We start from the raw sequence: 16,215 nt of genomic DNA on the forward strand, positions 1-16,215 counted from the left end.
AGTTTTCGTTTTCTTTATCTGGCCTTTCCATTTCGACCTCTTACCCCTACAATCCACGCATCATAGGGGGAAGCATGCATTCACGATTTAAAATACTCGATTCATTTTTGCTAGAGCACCAGATTTACTGGCGTTCAGAGCCTTTTCACCTATGCCAAACTCAACAGCAGCCGTGGAAAGAGGTCAATCGTCCACTCGTTGATTGGTTAGAAAGCTTAGATAATGAAAGCATTCAAACCTTAAAAGAGCAGCCTCAGCTTTTGATTGAGGAACTGACTCGTTTCCTACCTGAATTAGAAACTGCTACCCAAAACATCCAGTTCGATAACACTGCTTTGGTTGGTTTAGACCTCCCACGTGGTACTGCTGATGGTATTCCTGGCCGAAAGCTACATCAAATTGTCGCAATGGGCGAGGCTGCATTATGCCATCACCATGGCAAAGAGTGGCTCGAGTGGTGTTCTGGTAAAGGCTTTCTTGGTCGAATCCTATCTCAGCAATCGGATCAAAAAGTCACTAGCTTTGAATGGCAGCAATCGTTATGCGAAAGCGGACAAAAGATTGCGGATGACCAGAAGTTAGCGATGGATTTTGTTCAAGGAGATGCGTTTTCAGACAAGGCCGATGACGTGTTTAATTCGTACCAACATGCCGTGGCCCTTCATGCTTGTGGTGATCTTCATGTTGAGCTAGTTAAAAAGTCAGTGTCACATGGGCTACCAGCGGTCACTATTTCTCCTTGTTGTTATCATCTTATTCGAGACGAAAACTATCAAGCGATGTCTTCTATCGCGAAAAGCTCAGCATTAACGTTAAGTAAGAGCGACTTGAGAATCCCGCTTCAAGAAACCGTTACTGGTGGTGAAAGAGTAAAAAGACATCGTCAACTAGAGATGAGCTATCGTCTAGGCTTCAGCCAGTTGCTTAAGGCTGAACTTAACATTGACGAATACATTCCTGTACCGAGCATCAAAAAATCAGAGTTAGCTGAGGGTTTTGAATCTTTCTGCCGTTGGGCATCTGAAGTGAAAGAGCTATCGCTGGGCTCAGATATTGATTTTGACTCTTATTTGATTCAAGGCGAAGCGCTTTTCTGGGAAATGGAAAAGCTGAGTTTGGTTCAACAAGCCTTTAGACGACCATTAGAGATATGGCTGGCTTTAGATCGCGCTATCTATCTGCAAGAGCAAGGTTATGAAGCTACGATTGAAGAGTTCTGTGAACGCAGTATTACGCCAAGAAATCTATTGATTCATGGGGTTAAAATCGAGCGCTAGTGGTAAACCGTACTGTTACGTGTTTTTACGAACTAAATCCATTAATGCAAAAAAGCCAGCGCGACATAATGTCGTACTGGCTTTTTGTTTAATGTGTATGAGTTAACTGAACGCTTCAACGAGAAGATTATTGCGTTCAGTTAGTCATTACATCATTAGTTAAACATTGCGATTGCTTCTGCTGGGTCTACGTATTCAAGGTCAAAGCTTTCTGCAACTTCTTTACAAGTTACTTTACCGTGAATAACGTTTAGACCTTCTAGGAAGCCTTCATCAGATAGAAGTGCTTCGCGGTAGCCTTTGTTCGCTAGCTTAACAATGTAAGGAAGTGTTGCATTGTTTAGTGCGTAAGTTGAAGTACGAGCAACAGCGCCAGGCATGTTTGCAACACAGTAGTGAACTACGTCATCAACAATGTAAGTTGGGTCTGCGTGAGTGGTTGCGTGAGAAGTCTCGAAACAACCGCCTTGGTCGATTGCAACATCAACAACTGCTGAACCTGGCTTCATCTTAGCGATGTGCTCTTTTGTAACCAATTTTGGAGCTGCTGCGCCAGGAATTAGTACTGCACCAATTACTAGGTCTGCTTCTAGAACATGCTTCTCAATGGCGTCTTCAGTAGAATAAACCACTTTTGTGCGACCTTGGAATTCTTCATCAAGTCGACGCAGTGTATCTACGTTACGGTCAAGAATTGTAACATCAGCGCGAAGGCCTACAGCCATACGTGCTGCGTTAGCACCTACAACACCGCCACCAACAACAACAACTTTTGCTGGTTCAACACCTGGAACGCCACCAAGAAGAAGACCACAACCACCGTTAGATTTCTCTAATGTTTGTGCACCTGCTTGAATAGACATGCGACCAGCGACTTCAGACATTGGTGCTAATAGTGGCAAGCGACCCATATTATCTGTTACAGTCTCATAGGCTACGCAGACAGCTTTGCTCTTGATAAGCTCTTCAGTTTGTGGAAAATCTGGTGCAAGGTGTAAATAGGTAAATAATATTTGCCCTTCGCGAAGCATAGCTCGCTCGACAGCTTGAGGTTCTTTAACCTTTACAATCATCTCTGCTTTCGCGAAAACGTCAGCAGCAGTAGGAAGAATGGATGCGCCTACAGCGATGTAATCATCGTCTGAAAAACCGATACCAGTACCGGCATTGGTTTCTACAAAAACTTGGTGGCCGTGTGAGATTAGTTCTCTCACGCTAGCTGGGGTCATACCAACGCGGTATTCGTGGTTCTTGATTTCCTTAGGTACGCCAATGATCATCCTGACTCCTCATTTTATTTTGGTTGTTTTATCTATATGTAGGGTAATTCTGTCGAATTAATATCTAGTATAGATAGGTTTAGATAAAATTTGATACTGAATATTAAAAAGTTGTAGTATATTTTTTTGCAAGGAAGTAATAAGGTGGAATAAAAAATGGCAGACAATTATAAGAAGCCGTCCAAGGAACTAGATCGTATTGACCGCAACATTCTTAATGAGTTGCAAAAAGACGGTCGTATCTCAAACGTTGAACTCTCAAAACGAGTAGGACTTTCTCCAACTCCATGTCTTGAACGTGTTCGTCGTTTAGAACGTCAAGGTTACATTACTGGGTACACAGCGTTGCTGAACCCACAGTACCTTGATGCTTCACTTTTAGTGTTTGTTGAAATTACGTTGAACCGTGGTGCGCCAGATGTGTTCGAACAATTCAACACCGCTGTGCAGAAACTGGATGACATCCAAGAGTGTCATTTAGTGTCGGGTGATTTTGACTATCTTCTAAAAACACGTGTATCTGATATGGGTGCTTACCGTAAGCTACTGGGTGATACGTTACTTCGTCTACCGGGCGTAAACGACACTCGAACTTACGTAGTAATGGAAGAAGTGAAACAAACCAATCAACTTGTGATTAAAACTCGTTAGTCACAATTGGTGAAATGAAAGAAAGCGGACATTTGTTCCGCTTTCTTGCTTTCTGGAATTGGGTTTTTCTGTTTGATATGGTTAAATCAACAGTAGTTTCATTGAAACGAGCGGCTTTGGCCGCTCGAGATGTTTTTATCCCGTTTAATTATTAAGTTGGTTTATGTTCAAGCAGAGCAGTAATAAAGTAGAAACAATCATTAAAACGAGTGAAGAGCCTCAGTCTCCTCGTTTGAGTGGTTCTCAACGTCTCAAAGAGTGCAGTCTGATTCTCGGTGTTCTCTTCTCTATTCTACTTGCCGTTGCGTTATTAACTTTTAGTCCTGCAGACCCATCATGGTCGCAAACGGCGTGGGGTGGTGACATTCAAAATGCGGGTGGCTACCTAGGTGCTTGGTTGGCGGATACGCTTTTCTTCGTATTTGGCTCTTTGGCTTACCCTCTGCCTATCTTAGTGACGGTTGCTGCGTGGGTTTTATTCCGCAAACGTAATGAAGACGAGCAGATCGACTTCATGCTGTGGGGCACTCGCTTACTTGGCCTGACTATCCTAATTCTTACGAGTTGTGGTTTAGCGGATATCAACTTTGACGACATCTGGTACTTTTCATCCGGTGGCGTGGTAGGTGACGTTTTAACAAGCCTTGCACTTCCAACGTTGAATGTTCTTGGTAGTACGCTGGTTCTTCTTTTCTTATGGGGTGCTGGTTTCACTCTATTAACCGGTATCTCTTGGCTAAGCATTGTGGAATGGTTGGGTGAATGTGCCATCAAATTTTTCACGTCTACTGTTAATAAGGCTCGTGGCCAAGACCAAGAGCTGCTTGAGCCTCAATTAAGAGAATCAGCAGACCGCGATTTAATCGAAGAACGTCATCAGCAGCATCAAGCGCCAACTTACCGCGATGTTCCTGCTATAGAAGGCAACAAAGAATTAACAGAGCATGATCCGCTAGATCCTGCGATGAGTTTTTCTGCGACCAATGAGTCGGCAGACGTGGCGACAAATGCGCGAGACAATGCTGCATCGCCGAAGCGTCATTACAATATTCATATGCCAGTCGAAGCTGCTGCGAAGCAAGATGTTGCTGTTCATGAACAACCTCAGGTTCAGCTTCAAGCTGCAATTGAGCCAGAGCAACCGATCCCTACTGCTCCTATTTACCAAACGCCAGAGGAGCCATTAGAAGAAGGTATTGAGCGCTCGAAGCAGTTGAATGCAACGATAGAGCAGCTAGAAAATGCGGCCATGTATGAAGATGATCTAGCGGAACAAGATCAGGTCGACGCGCATGATTCTCAGGTTGCTTACCAACAATACATGCAGAACGAACAACCAGAAGTTGGCCCTGCTCATGCTGACCTTAGAAGTGCTGAACCAGAATTAGATAGCTCACCACAAGTAAATGGCGAATTTGGTTCTGAAGATGTTCAACCTGAATCTTTATACGCTTCACCTATGGGCGAGCCAGAAGCAACCGTGGAAGACGATTTCTCTGCACAACCTTCACCGTTTGATGTTACGGAAGAGCAAAGCTACCAACAGGGCTCAGAGCTTGAATCAGAACAGGCTGAAGCTGAATTAGCTGACGCAGCATTAATCGAAGAACAGTTTGAACCTTTCCCTTATCAAGAAGAACATTCAGAACCTGAACAGCCAACAGCACAAAACCTAGAGCCAACTGTTGATCTTCCTTGGGAAGAAGTAACGGAAGAAGAACCTGCGCATCAAGATCAAGATGTCGCCGCATTCCAAAGCATTGTTTCTGAAGCCCAAGCGAATATGGCAGCGGCGCAGAATCCGTTCTTGGTTCAACAAGATGTTAATTTACCTAAGCCTGCTGAGCCATTACCCACGCTTGAATTGTTATTCCACCCTGAAAAGCGTGAAACCTTTATTGACCGTGATGCGCTAGAGGCAATTGCTCGTCTTGTTGAATCTAAGCTAGCGGACTACAAGATCAAAGCAGACGTTGTCGACATTTTCCCAGGTCCAGTAATCACTCGATTCGAACTTGATCTGGCTCCAGGTGTGAAAGTAAGCCGTATTTCTGGCCTTTCTATGGACTTAGCGCGTTCGCTCTCTGCATTGGCAGTACGTGTCGTAGAAGTGATTCCGGGTAAACCTTATGTTGGCTTAGAACTGCCGAATATGAGTCGCCAAACGGTATTCTTCTCAGACGTGGTTGCTAGCCCTCAGTTCCAAGAAGCGAAATCGCCAACGACAGTGGTTCTAGGACAAGACATCGCTGGTGAAGCCGTTATTGCTGATCTATCGAAAATGCCTCACGTTCTGGTTGCAGGTACAACCGGTTCTGGTAAGTCGGTAGGTGTGAACGTAATGATTCTGAGTATGCTTTACAAAGCATCACCGGAAGATGTTCGCTTCATCATGATCGACCCGAAAATGCTTGAGCTATCGGTTTATGAGGGTATTCCTCATCTATTGTCTGAAGTGGTAACCGACATGAAAGATGCGTCGAACGCCCTTCGTTGGTGTGTTGGCGAGATGGAACGACGTTATAAGCTGATGTCAGCATTAGGCGTTCGTAACATTAAAGGTTACAACGATAAGCTTAAGATGGCAGCGGAAGCGGGTCACCCAATTCACGATCCACTGTGGAAGCCGGGCGACAGCATGGACCCAGAAGCGCCATTGCTTGAGAAACTGCCTTACATTGTGGTTATCGTTGATGAATTTGCCGACCTAATCATGGTGGTTGGTAAGAAGGTTGAAGAACTGATTGCACGTTTGGCACAAAAAGCACGTGCGGCGGGTGTTCACTTGATCCTAGCGACGCAACGTCCATCAGTGGATGTTATTACTGGTCTTATTAAAGCGAACATTCCAACCCGTGTGGCCTTTACGGTATCAACTAAAACGGATTCACGAACTATCCTTGACCAAGGTGGTGCGGAATCACTATTGGGCATGGGTGATATGCTTTACTTGCCTCCTGGTTCTAGCCATACAACTCGTGTTCACGGTGCCTTTGCATCTGATGACGATGTACACGCAGTCGTGAATAACTGGAAAGCGCGTGGTAAGCCAAACTATATTGATGAAATCACCAACGGCGAACAAACTCCAGAAACCTTGCTTCCGGGTGAGAAGATGGAAGGTGATGAAGAGGTCGATCCTCTGTTTGATCAGGTGGTAGAACACGTTGTTCATTCACGTCGTGGCTCAGTTTCAGGTGTACAGCGTCGATTCAAGATTGGCTACAACCGTGCTGCACGTATTGTCGAGCAACTTGAAGCTCAAGGTATCGTAAGTGCTCCAGGTCATAACGGTAACCGAGAAGTCTTAGCACCAGCGCCACCAAAAGATTAGTTCCGGTAGGAACTCATAACTATTCAGTCGGTCAAATCGAAAATATGACCGACTTATGTTCTAACAGGATTATTGATGAAAAAAGTATTCGCACTTTTATTTATGAGCTTCTCAGTGTTTGCTTCTCCGAAAGAAGAGTTGAGTAGCCGCTTGGCATTAAACGCAGGCTTCAGCGCTGACTTTAAACAAGTCGTGACCAGCCCTGATGGTGATGTTGTTATGGAAGGTGAGGGCACGGTAGAGATTGCACGCCCAAGCCTGTTCCGCTGGGAGACCACGTTCCCTGATGAAAACTTGTTGGTATCTGATGGCCAAAGCTTGTGGTACTACAGCCCGTTCATTGAGCAAGTGAGCATTTATTGGCAAGAGCAAGCGACATCACAGACACCTTTTGTCCTGCTTACACGTAACCAAGAAAGTGATTGGGATAATTATAATGTGGCGCAAACGGGTAACCAATTCACGCTAACGCCAACTGCTGTCGATTCTAATCAGGGTGACTTCCAGATTAATATCACCGAAAAGGGCATTGTTCAGGGCTTTAATGTGATTGAACAAGACGGTCAAAAAGGTGAGTTTACCTTTAGCAATGTTGATTTGGGTAAACCTGCAGCAGACCGCTTTACTTTTGTGGCACCGGAAGGTGTCGAGGTCGACGACCAAAGAAACTGATCTAAACAAGCAGATCGTTTGGTAGTACGTCGATAGGCATTAATGCCATCAACGAATCAAGAGATTGCAATTGAGTAATTACAGCTTAGATTTTGCGGGGGACGAAGATTTTCGTCCCCTTGCTGCTCGTATGAGACCGGAAACTGTCGAACAGTACATCGGTCAGCAGCATATATTAGGCCCAGGTAAACCACTTCGCAGAGCGTTGGAAGCGGGCCATATCCACTCGATGATTTTGTGGGGGCCTCCGGGCACCGGTAAAACGACGTTAGCCGAAGTTGCAGCAAACTATGCGAATGCTGAAGTGGAACGTGTATCGGCGGTAACCTCGGGCGTAAAAGACATTCGTATTGCAATTGAAAAAGCGCGCGAGAACAAGCAAGCAGGGCGCAGAACCATCCTGTTTGTGGACGAAGTCCATCGCTTTAACAAAAGTCAGCAAGATGCTTTTCTGCCTCATATCGAAGATGGCACCGTGACCTTTATTGGTGCGACGACAGAAAACCCATCTTTTGAACTGAACAACGCTTTGTTGTCACGTGCGCGTGTCTACAAACTGACGTCCCTGAACACAGATGATATTTCTCTTGTCATTCGCCAAGCGATTGAAGATAAGCAACGTGGGTTCGGTGATGTGCCTGTTGATTTTGCTGATAATGTTTTAGATCGCCTTGCAGAACTGGTTAACGGCGACGCGCGTATGTCGCTTAACTACCTTGAACTGCTGTATGACATGGCAGAAGACAACGATAAAGGCGAGAAAGCGATAACCTTGCAGTTGTTGGCTGAAGTGGCTGGTGAGAAAGTCGCTCGTTTCGATAACAAGGGTGATATTTGGTACGACCTAATCTCCGCGGTTCATAAGTCAATTCGTGGCTCAAACCCTGATGCGGCCTTGTACTGGTCAGCACGAATGATTGCTGCGGGTTGTGATCCTTTGTATATCGTTAGACGCTTGCTGGCGATTGCTTCTGAAGATATCGGTAACGCTGATCCTCGCGCCATGCAGGTAGCGATGTCGGCTTGGGATTGCTTCACGCGCATTGGCCCTGCTGAGGGGGAGCGTGCGATTGCGCAGGCGGTTGTTTATCTCGCATGTGCACCAAAGAGTAACGCCGTTTACACCGCGTGGAAGCAAGCGTTAACAGATGCTCACAATCTTCCTGAATATGAAGTGCCGCATCATTTGCGAAATGCACCGACAACTTTGATGAAGGACATGGGCTACGGGCAAGAATACCGTTATGCTCATGACGAACCAGGAGCCTACGCCGCTGGTGAAAAGTATCTGCCTCCTGAAATGGGAGAGAAGCAATACTATTTCCCAACAAAACGAGGCTTAGAGACCAAAATTGGCGAGAAGCTAGATTATCTGGCGGATTTGGACGCAAAAAGCCCACAAAAACGCTATGAAAAGTAGTCTTTTTTGGATATCGTTACCTAGTCATAAAATTTCAATTAAATCGTTATAAATTGGTCGAAATAACACCAGTTTTAGGGGTTTAGCAGTGATTCAGTAGCAAGCTACTGAATATTCAAATAACTAAAGCATAGGATTAGCAATGCTGGATTCTAAATTACTTCGAGCTGAGCTGGATGAAACAGCGGCAAAATTAGCACGTCGAGGCTTCACCCTTGATGTAGAGACAATTCGTGAACTTGAAGAAAAACGTAAGTCCCTTCAGATGAAAACTGAAGAGCTACAAGCGTTACGTAACTCTCGATCGAAGTCCATTGGTCAAGCGAAAGCAAAAGGCGACCATGAAGAAGCTGAGCGTATCCTTGCAGAAGTAGGCAACTTAGGCGCAGAACTAGACCAAGCTAAAGTAGCATTGGCTGATCTTCAATCTGAGCTAGAAACGATCACAATGTCTATTCCTAACCTACCTGATGCAGAAGTGCCAGATGGTAAAGATGAAGACGATAACGTAGAAGTTTCTCGTTGGGGTCAACCTAAGACTTACGACTTTGAAGTGAAAGATCACGTTGATCTTGGCGAAATGTCTGGCGGTCTTGATTTTGCTAGCGCAGTTAAAATCTCGGGTTCTCGTTTCATCGTGATGAAAGGCAAATTTGCACGTCTACACCGTGCTATTGCTCAGTTCATGCTGGACCTTCACACTGATGAGCACGGCTACACAGAAATGTACGTACCGTATCTAGTGAACCACGATAGCCTTTACGGTACTGGTCAACTTCCTAAGTTCGGCGAAGACTTGTTCCACACAAGCCCGCTAACTGAGCAAGTAAGTGACGTACCTCTTAAGACTCTATCGCTTATCCCTACTGCGGAAGTACCGGTAACGAACATGGTTCGTGACACGATCACTGATGAAGCTGAACTGCCACTTAAGATGACAGCTCACACGCCGTGTTTCCGTTCTGAAGCGGGTTCTTACGGTCGTGACACTCGTGGTCTTATCCGTATGCACCAATTCGACAAAGTTGAATTAGTACAAATCACTAAGCCAGAAGACTCAATGGCAGCGCTTGAAGAGCTAACTGGCCACGCTGAGAAAGTACTTCAACTTCTAGAGCTTCCTTACCGTAAAGTGATTCTATGTACAGGTGACATGGGCTTCGGTTCTGCGAAAACTTACGACTTAGAAGTATGGGTTCCAGCACAAGAGACTTACCGTGAGATTTCTTCTTGTTCAAACATGTGGGATTTCCAAGCGCGTCGTATGCAAGCTCGTTTCCGTCGTAAAGGCGAGAAAAAACCTGAACTTGTACACACACTAAACGGTTCTGGTCTTGCTGTTGGTCGTACTATGGTTGCTATCCTTGAGAACAACCAAGAAGCAGATGGCCGTATTGCTATCCCAGAAGTACTTCAACCATACATGGGCGGCGTAACGCACATCGGTTAATTAGATTGATTAAGCATTAGGTTACTTATAAAACCCAGCCAACAGGCTGGGTTTTTTATTGCCTATAGAATAGTGCAGTGGCGAGAAATAAATAATTTTTGTTACCTATGTGTAATAGTGTTTTATTGATTTTGATAATTATTACAATCCTTAAATGTGGCTATAATATGCTCTTACCGCGGTAGGTATAGATTTTCTCGTTCAAATACTGAGGAGGGCTTATGGCCGTAGGATGGGCTGGTGACGATAGTGTCAGCCAGCAAATACAAAATACCATTGATGATGAGATCTCTCGTGTAAGAGGAAACCTTCGAGGTGGTGAGGGTTTGCGTTATTGTTATGAGTGTGGTGATGAGATTCCGGAACAAAGACGACGCGCGATCAAAGGCGTTCGTTTGTGTATAGAATGTCAGTCAATATTAGAGCATGACGCACATCGACATTCATTGTTTAACCGTCGAGCAAGTAAAGATAGCCAATTACGTTAAACTGACGGTTACCTTCAAGCAGTTAAGGCCTTACTTTTATGTAAGGCCTTTTAGTTTAATTAAATGATTTATTAATGAAGATATATAGAAATAATCGTCGCTCTTGTTTAGAGCAATAAACGCCTTATTTAAAGCAATGAGTATTTTGTAATGCAGTGTCGATAGCAGCGACCGATTGCTCAATATGTTGTGGTTTGATAATAAACGGAGGCATCATATAAATTAGCTTACCAAACGGACGGATCCAAACGCCTTGCTCTACAAAGTGAGCTTGAATGGCTTCCATATCGACGGGTGTGTGAGTTTCAACGACGCCAATAGCGCCTAACCAACGCACGTCTTTAACCAGTTCATGTTCTCGCAACGGTGGTAACAACTCAGAAAAGAGCTGTTCAATCTGTTGAGTCTGATTTTTCCAATGGCCTTGCTCGATGATGGATAAACTTGCCGCACCGACTGCGCAAGCCAATGGGTTGCCCATAAAGGTTGGCCCATGCATAAAGCAGCCTGCTTCACCGCCACATACCGTGTCAGCAACTTCCTTACTCGCAAGCGTCGCTGACAATGTCATATAGCCACCAGTTAAAGCTTTGCCTACGCATAATATGTCCGGTTGAACATCGGCATGCTCACAAGCGAACAGTTTCCCTGTGCGGCCAAATCCGGTCGCAATCTCATCCAAGATCAGCAATACGTTGAATTCATCACACAGCAAGCGAACTTGTTTTAGGAACTCAGGGTGGTAGATGCGCATGCCGCCAGCCCCTTGAACGATAGGCTCTAAGATCACCGCTGCGACTTCTTGATGGTGTGCTGCCAGCTTTTCTCGAAAACTATCGATGTCACTTGAGTTCCACTCATCCCAAAAGCCTGTTTTTGGCGAATCAGCGAAAATATGTTCCGGCAAAAAGCCTTTGTAGAGGCTGTGCATCGAATTGTCAGGGTCGGTCACTGACATCGCCGCAAAGGTATCACCGTGGTAGCCATCTCTTAGTGTGAGGAACTTTGAACGAGGTTGTCCTTTAGCGTGCCAATATTGCAATGCCATCTTGAGGCTAACCTCTACGGCAACTGAACCTGAATCGGCCAAAAATACATGCTCAAGATTACTTGGCGCGAGATTCAAAAGCTTCTTACATAGATCGATAGCGGGCTGGTGGGTGATGCCACCAAACATAACGTGTGAAACCTTATCGATTTGACTATGAGCTGCAGCGTTTAGCTCTGGATGATTGTAGCCGTGGATGGTTGACCACCAAGATGACATACCATCAATAATTCGTTTTCCGCCTTCTAATTCTAGGTGAACACCGTCTGCGTTGGTGACTGGATAGCAGGTCAGAGGTGTTAACGTTGATGTGTAGGGATGCCAGATATGCTGGCGATCAAAGGCGAGATCCATAGTAACTTCCATTCTTGGTGTGATTAAAAAATAACCAGATGTAAACTTTTGATATTATCAATGTGTTGACAGTCTAAAGCTTGTCGGTAGACTAGCCAAGCATAAATGCAATCTCTATTGATAGAGATGAAACATCAAATAATAAAAAAGGATCGACACGTGGAAGTTCGTCATGACTGGACAGTTGCTGAAGTAACAGCACTGCTTGAAAAACCGTTTATGGATTTAATGTTTGAAGCTCAAGTGGTTCATAGACAGTACCAAGAGCACAACCACGTGCAGGTGAGTACGCTTCTATCGATTAAGACTGGTGCTTGTCCTGAAGACTGTAAGTATTGTCCTCAAAGTGCTCACTACCGAACGGATGTCGACAAAGAACGCCTAATGGAAGTAGAGCGTGTTTTGGATGCGGCGCAAAAAGCCAAGAACGCGGGCTCGACTCGTTTCTGTATGGGCGCGGCGTGGAAAAACCCGAAAGAACGCGATATGCCTCACTTGACTGATATGATCAAAGGTGTGAAAGGTATGGGTCTAGAAACCTGTATGACACTAGGCATGTTAACCCCTGATCAAGCTGGCGAGTTAGCGGATGCAGGCTTGGATTACTACAACCATAACCTTGATACGTCTCCCGAGTTTTACGGCAGCATCATCACCACTCGTACTTACCAAGATCGTTTAGATACGCTATCTCACGTACGTGATGCCGGTATGAAGATCTGTTCTGGTGGCATTATTGGTATGGGCGAAAGTACCAATGACCGTGCAGGCCTGCTGGTAGAGCTAGCGAACCTTCCGGTACACCCTGAGAGTGTGCCAATCAACATGCTCGTGAAAGTGAAAGGCACACCGATGGAAAACGTCGATGATGTTGAATCTTTTGACTTCATTAAGTTGATTGCGATTGCTCGTATCATGATGCCAATGTCAGCGGTTCGTCTATCTGCAGGTCGCGAGAATATGAATGAACAGATGCAGGCGATGTGCTTCATGGCTGGCGCGAACTCTATTTTCTACGGTTGTAAGCTACTGACTACGCCAAACCCAGATGAAGACACGGACATGCAGCTGTTTAAGAAGTTAGGCATCAACAGCCAACAAGTGGCTCAGAAGCCTGATGAAATTCAAGAAAACGAACTGTTAGATCAAGTAGTGGAGCGCGTTGCTGCTCGTCCAACGAAAGATGACATGTTCTACGATGCCACTGTTTAAATCCCGTATCAAAGATGCCCTTGTTCAACGCCGTGAGCAGGGGCTAACTCGTCAACTTAAAGTGCTCGAAAACAGTAATGGTCCTTTGCTTAATTGCGAAGGTTCTCGCTTTATTAATTTTTCGAGTAATGATTACCTAGGCTTGGCGAACGACCCTGAATTGGTAGAGGCGTGGCAAGCGGGGCTTTCCCTTTATGGTGCTGGCAGTGCGGCATCGCCATTGGTCACGGGTTTTAGTCCTGCCCATCGAAATTTAGAAGCTCAACTCTGTGAATGGTTGGGCTTTGAACGTGCCATTCTCTTTAGTTCTGGTTTCAGTGCGAACCAAGCCTTGTTGTTTTCTCTGCTCGAAAAAGACGACTCTCTGCTGCAAGACAAACTTAACCACGCCTCTTTGATGGAAGCGGGGATGCTTTGTCCTGCAACCATGAAACGCTTTAAGCACAACGATACGCAGCACCTAGAGTCGTTATTAAGCCGATCTCCACAATCCTTGGTCGTCACTGAGGGCGTATTCAGCATGGACGGCGATCAAGCGCCTCTCAGCCAGATATCTAACCTGACTCATCAATACGACAGTTGGTTGGCGGTTGATGATGCCCACGGTATCGGTGTATTAGGTGATAAAGGAGCTGGGAGTTGCAGTGCAGCACAAATCTCCCCCGATATTTTGGTGGTGACCTTTGGCAAAGCATTTGGCCTTTCTGGTGCTGCGATTCTTTGTTCGTCAGAAGTGGGTGATTACTTAACTCAGTTTGCTCGTCATCATGTGTACTCGACGGCGATGCCACCTTCACAAGCGGTGGCTTTATCTCATGCCTGTAAGATGACTCAAACTCAAGAGTGGCGCCGAGAAAAGCTGACTGAGTTAGGGTCTCTCTATGCAGAGCAGGTGAGCGGCTTGAAAGGCTTTGTGGATACTCAGACTCCGATTAAGCCATTTGTGATAGGTGAAGCACAAGCGGCATTATCAATAGCTGAAGAGTTAAAGCAAAACCAAGTTTGGGTGACCGCAATAAGGCCGCCAACCATACCTGCTGGAACTGCTCGATTACGAATCACGTTAACAGCTAACCATAGCCCAAAACAGATTCTCCAGTTAGCCAGGTCGTTGCATCAAGCCATTGAACGAAACATCGACTTAAGCACTGAACCGGGTATCCATCCAAGCTTTGAATCAAATAAAGAGGCTCAGTAAATGTCACAAGAAGCAGTAGTGCATAATTACGTTGGCCAAGATAAGAGTGCGATTGCCGAAGCCTTTGGTAAAGCGGCAACAACCTATGACAAACACGCTGAATTTCAACGCGATGTTGGCCACCGATTACTGGATAAATTACCCAGCGATCTGTCAGGCTTTAAGGTGCTGGATCTAGGTTGTGGTACTGGCTATTTCTCCGAGCAACTTGTAAAACGAGGCGCCGAAGTGGTTTGCGCTGATCTTTCTGTTGGAATGCTAGCAACAGCAGAGAAGCGGTGTGGTGCATCTGTATCTTTATATCAACAAGCCGATGCCGAACAATTGCCGTTTGAAGATGGGTGTTTTGACATCGTTTTCTCTAGCCTTGCGTTGCAATGGTGTGACGATTTGTCGTCGCCTTTGAGAGAGATGAAGCGTGTTACAGCGGCTGGTGGGCGTGTTATTTTCTCAACTTTGCTTGATGGGTCACTGTTTGAACTGAAAAAGTCGTGGTCCAAAATTGATGCACATCAACACGTTAACCATTTTATTACAATCAATCAGGTAAAAATTGCGTTAGCGCAATCTAGCTGTACCGTTCATCAACTAGACTTGCCCACCATCACCGTTTGGTACGACACTGCGTTTGAACTGATGCGCGACCTTAAAGGTATCGGCGCTAATCACGTAAGTGGTCGCTCACAAGGTTTAACAAGTCGTCGCATGTTGCAGCTTGTTGATCGGGAATATCGAGAGTTTAAGAACCATCAAGGTTTCTTACCAGCAACATATCAAGTTTGTTTAGGGGTTATTCAATTATGATTGATGCATTATTCATTGCGGGTACGGATACCGAAGTGGGAAAAACTGTGGTTTCAAAAGCGATTCTTCAAGCTTTGGCCGCACAAGATTTATCAACAATTGGTTACAAGCCAGTTGCTGCAGGGAGTGAAAAATCCCCTGAAGGACTACGTAATAGTGATGCACTGCATCTTCAAGAAGCGGCGACGCAAGATATTGCTTACGAAGACGTAAACCCGTATGCACTATTGCTACCGTCATCGCCTCACATCGCTGCAAAGCATGACGGCGTGGTGATTGATGAGGCGGTATTATCAGCGAAGCTGGAAGAGCATAAGCAAAACTCTGACATCGTGTTAGTTGAAGGTGCTGGTGGTTGGCGAGTCCCGGTTTCAGACGATGAATATCTTTCTAGCTGGGTTAAAAAAGAGCAACTGCCAGTGGTACTGACTGTGGGTATTAAACTTGGTTGTTTGAGCCACGCTCTATTAACGGCAGAAGCGATTCGTGCTGATGGCCTAAACCTAGTAGGTTGGGTCGCAAACCGTATCAATCCAGGTACTGAGCACTACGCAGATATTATTGCGATGCTTGAAGATAAGTTAGGTGCACCTAAGTTAGGTGAAATCCCTTACGTCCCAAAAGCGAAGTCTAAAAACATTGGTAAGTACATTGATGTGCAGCCTTTGCTTGCGCTTTAATTACCACGTTATGTACTAAATAAGAAAAGGGCTGCGATTGCAGCCCTTTTGCTATTTTAAGCCTTTAGACCTTGAGTTGATAAACAACCGGTCTTTTAATAAACAAGCTTAGAACTAATGTTCTTTAGTCAGTCCCATTAAAGCTTGCTGAGTTTCTGTGATTTTTGTCTGTGCCGTTTGCGGTGTTAGGATTCCAACCTGCTTTTTCGCTTCTTCTTCAGTAATCCCTAGGTGACAGCACAGTAAATCGATAGCCATTTGAGTGTTAGTACCTTCAACCATGATCCTTTCCTTTTTGTACATGGACTAGCCAATAAATCATCTGCAGTCACTGTAAACGGATTGTT

At 45.2% G+C, this 16,215-nt stretch carries 14 protein-coding genes; 11 read left to right on the forward strand and 3 right to left on the reverse strand.

Going from position 1 to position 16,215, the window contains the following annotated elements; genetic code table 11:
• Nucleotides 1-74 precede the first annotated feature (74 nt).
• Nucleotides 75-1,277, forward strand: coding sequence for a methyltransferase (locus AB4161_RS11435; RefSeq protein WP_372083366.1), 1,203 nt, complete (start codon nt 75-77; stop codon nt 1,275-1,277).
• Between the two features lie 155 nt (nt 1,278-1,432).
• Here AB4161_RS11435 and ald read toward each other — a convergent pair whose 3' ends face one another.
• Complete coding sequence (gene ald / locus AB4161_RS11440) at nt 1,433-2,557, reverse strand: alanine dehydrogenase (RefSeq protein WP_372083367.1); 1,125 nt, start codon at nt 2,555-2,557, stop codon at nt 1,433-1,435.
• A gap of 156 nt (nt 2,558-2,713) precedes the next feature.
• Between ald and lrp the strand changes: the two genes are divergently transcribed.
• The 6 genes from lrp (at nt 2,714) to AB4161_RS11470 (ending at nt 10,572) form a co-directional block, all read left to right on the forward strand.
• Nucleotides 2,714-3,208: a leucine-responsive transcriptional regulator Lrp gene (gene lrp, locus AB4161_RS11445; RefSeq protein WP_004734558.1), complete on the forward strand. Its 495-nt coding sequence runs from the start codon at nt 2,714-2,716 to the stop codon at nt 3,206-3,208.
• 163 nt (nt 3,209-3,371) lie between these two features.
• Entirely contained in the window at nt 3,372-6,542 is a 3,171-nt protein-coding gene (locus tag AB4161_RS11450; protein WP_372083368.1) for a DNA translocase FtsK 4TM domain-containing protein, read from the forward strand.
• A 75-nt stretch (nt 6,543-6,617) separates the two neighbouring features.
• Nucleotides 6,618-7,214, forward strand: coding sequence for an outer membrane lipoprotein chaperone LolA (gene lolA / locus AB4161_RS11455; protein ID WP_017060248.1), 597 nt, complete (start codon nt 6,618-6,620; stop codon nt 7,212-7,214).
• 64 nt (nt 7,215-7,278) lie between these two features.
• The gene (locus tag AB4161_RS11460; RefSeq protein ID WP_372083369.1) at nt 7,279-8,634 is read left to right on the forward strand and encodes a replication-associated recombination protein A; all 1,356 of its coding nucleotides are present in this window, start codon (nt 7,279-7,281) and stop codon (nt 8,632-8,634) included.
• Between the two features lie 142 nt (nt 8,635-8,776).
• Nucleotides 8,777-10,084 (forward strand): serine--tRNA ligase, encoded by a 1,308-nt coding sequence (gene serS, locus AB4161_RS11465; RefSeq protein ID WP_017060250.1) that lies wholly within the window; start codon nt 8,777-8,779, stop codon nt 10,082-10,084.
• Nucleotides 10,085-10,305: 221 nt separating this feature from the next.
• On the forward strand, nt 10,306-10,572 hold the full coding sequence (locus tag AB4161_RS11470) for a DksA/TraR family C4-type zinc finger protein (protein ID WP_136981604.1): 267 nt from the start codon (nt 10,306-10,308) through the stop codon (nt 10,570-10,572).
• A gap of 124 nt (nt 10,573-10,696) precedes the next feature.
• Here AB4161_RS11470 and bioA read toward each other — a convergent pair whose 3' ends face one another.
• Nucleotides 10,697-11,974 carry an adenosylmethionine--8-amino-7-oxononanoate transaminase gene (gene bioA, locus AB4161_RS11475; RefSeq protein WP_372083370.1) on the reverse strand — a complete coding sequence of 426 codons (1,278 nt, stop codon included), beginning with the start codon at nt 11,972-11,974 and terminating at the stop codon, nt 10,697-10,699.
• A 159-nt stretch (nt 11,975-12,133) separates the two neighbouring features.
• Here bioA and bioB point away from each other — a divergent pair, with 159 nt between their 5' ends.
• Genes bioB through bioD form a run of 4 tightly spaced genes read left to right on the forward strand, consistent with a single transcriptional unit; the run spans nt 12,134 to nt 15,868 of the window.
• The gene (bioB, locus tag AB4161_RS11480; RefSeq protein WP_016792500.1) at nt 12,134-13,186 is read left to right on the forward strand and encodes a biotin synthase BioB; all 1,053 of its coding nucleotides are present in this window, start codon (nt 12,134-12,136) and stop codon (nt 13,184-13,186) included.
• The gene (gene bioF / locus AB4161_RS11485) at nt 13,173-14,384 is read left to right on the forward strand and encodes an 8-amino-7-oxononanoate synthase (RefSeq protein ID WP_102319769.1); all 1,212 of its coding nucleotides are present in this window, start codon (nt 13,173-13,175) and stop codon (nt 14,382-14,384) included. Before bioB ends, bioF begins: the two co-directional genes overlap by 14 nt.
• Nucleotides 14,385-15,188, forward strand: coding sequence for a malonyl-ACP O-methyltransferase BioC (bioC, locus tag AB4161_RS11490; protein WP_017072119.1), 804 nt, complete (start codon nt 14,385-14,387; stop codon nt 15,186-15,188). It abuts the gene before it with no gap.
• A complete protein-coding gene (bioD, locus tag AB4161_RS11495; RefSeq protein WP_029405464.1) occupies nt 15,185-15,868 on the forward strand; it encodes a dethiobiotin synthase in 684 nt (227 codons plus the stop codon). Before bioC ends, bioD begins: the two co-directional genes overlap by 4 nt.
• 114 nt (nt 15,869-15,982) lie before the next feature.
• On the opposite strand, the gene AB4161_RS11500 is transcribed toward bioD, so the two are convergent.
• Nucleotides 15,983-16,150: a hypothetical protein gene (locus AB4161_RS11500; protein WP_017060256.1), complete on the reverse strand. Its 168-nt coding sequence runs from the start codon at nt 16,148-16,150 to the stop codon at nt 15,983-15,985.
• Nucleotides 16,151-16,215: the final 65 nt, after the last annotated feature.

The sequence above is a fragment of the Vibrio sp. 10N.286.51.E5 genome (assembly GCF_041469125.1).
GTDB lineage: Bacteria > Pseudomonadota > Gammaproteobacteria > Enterobacterales > Vibrionaceae > Vibrio > Vibrio crassostreae_C.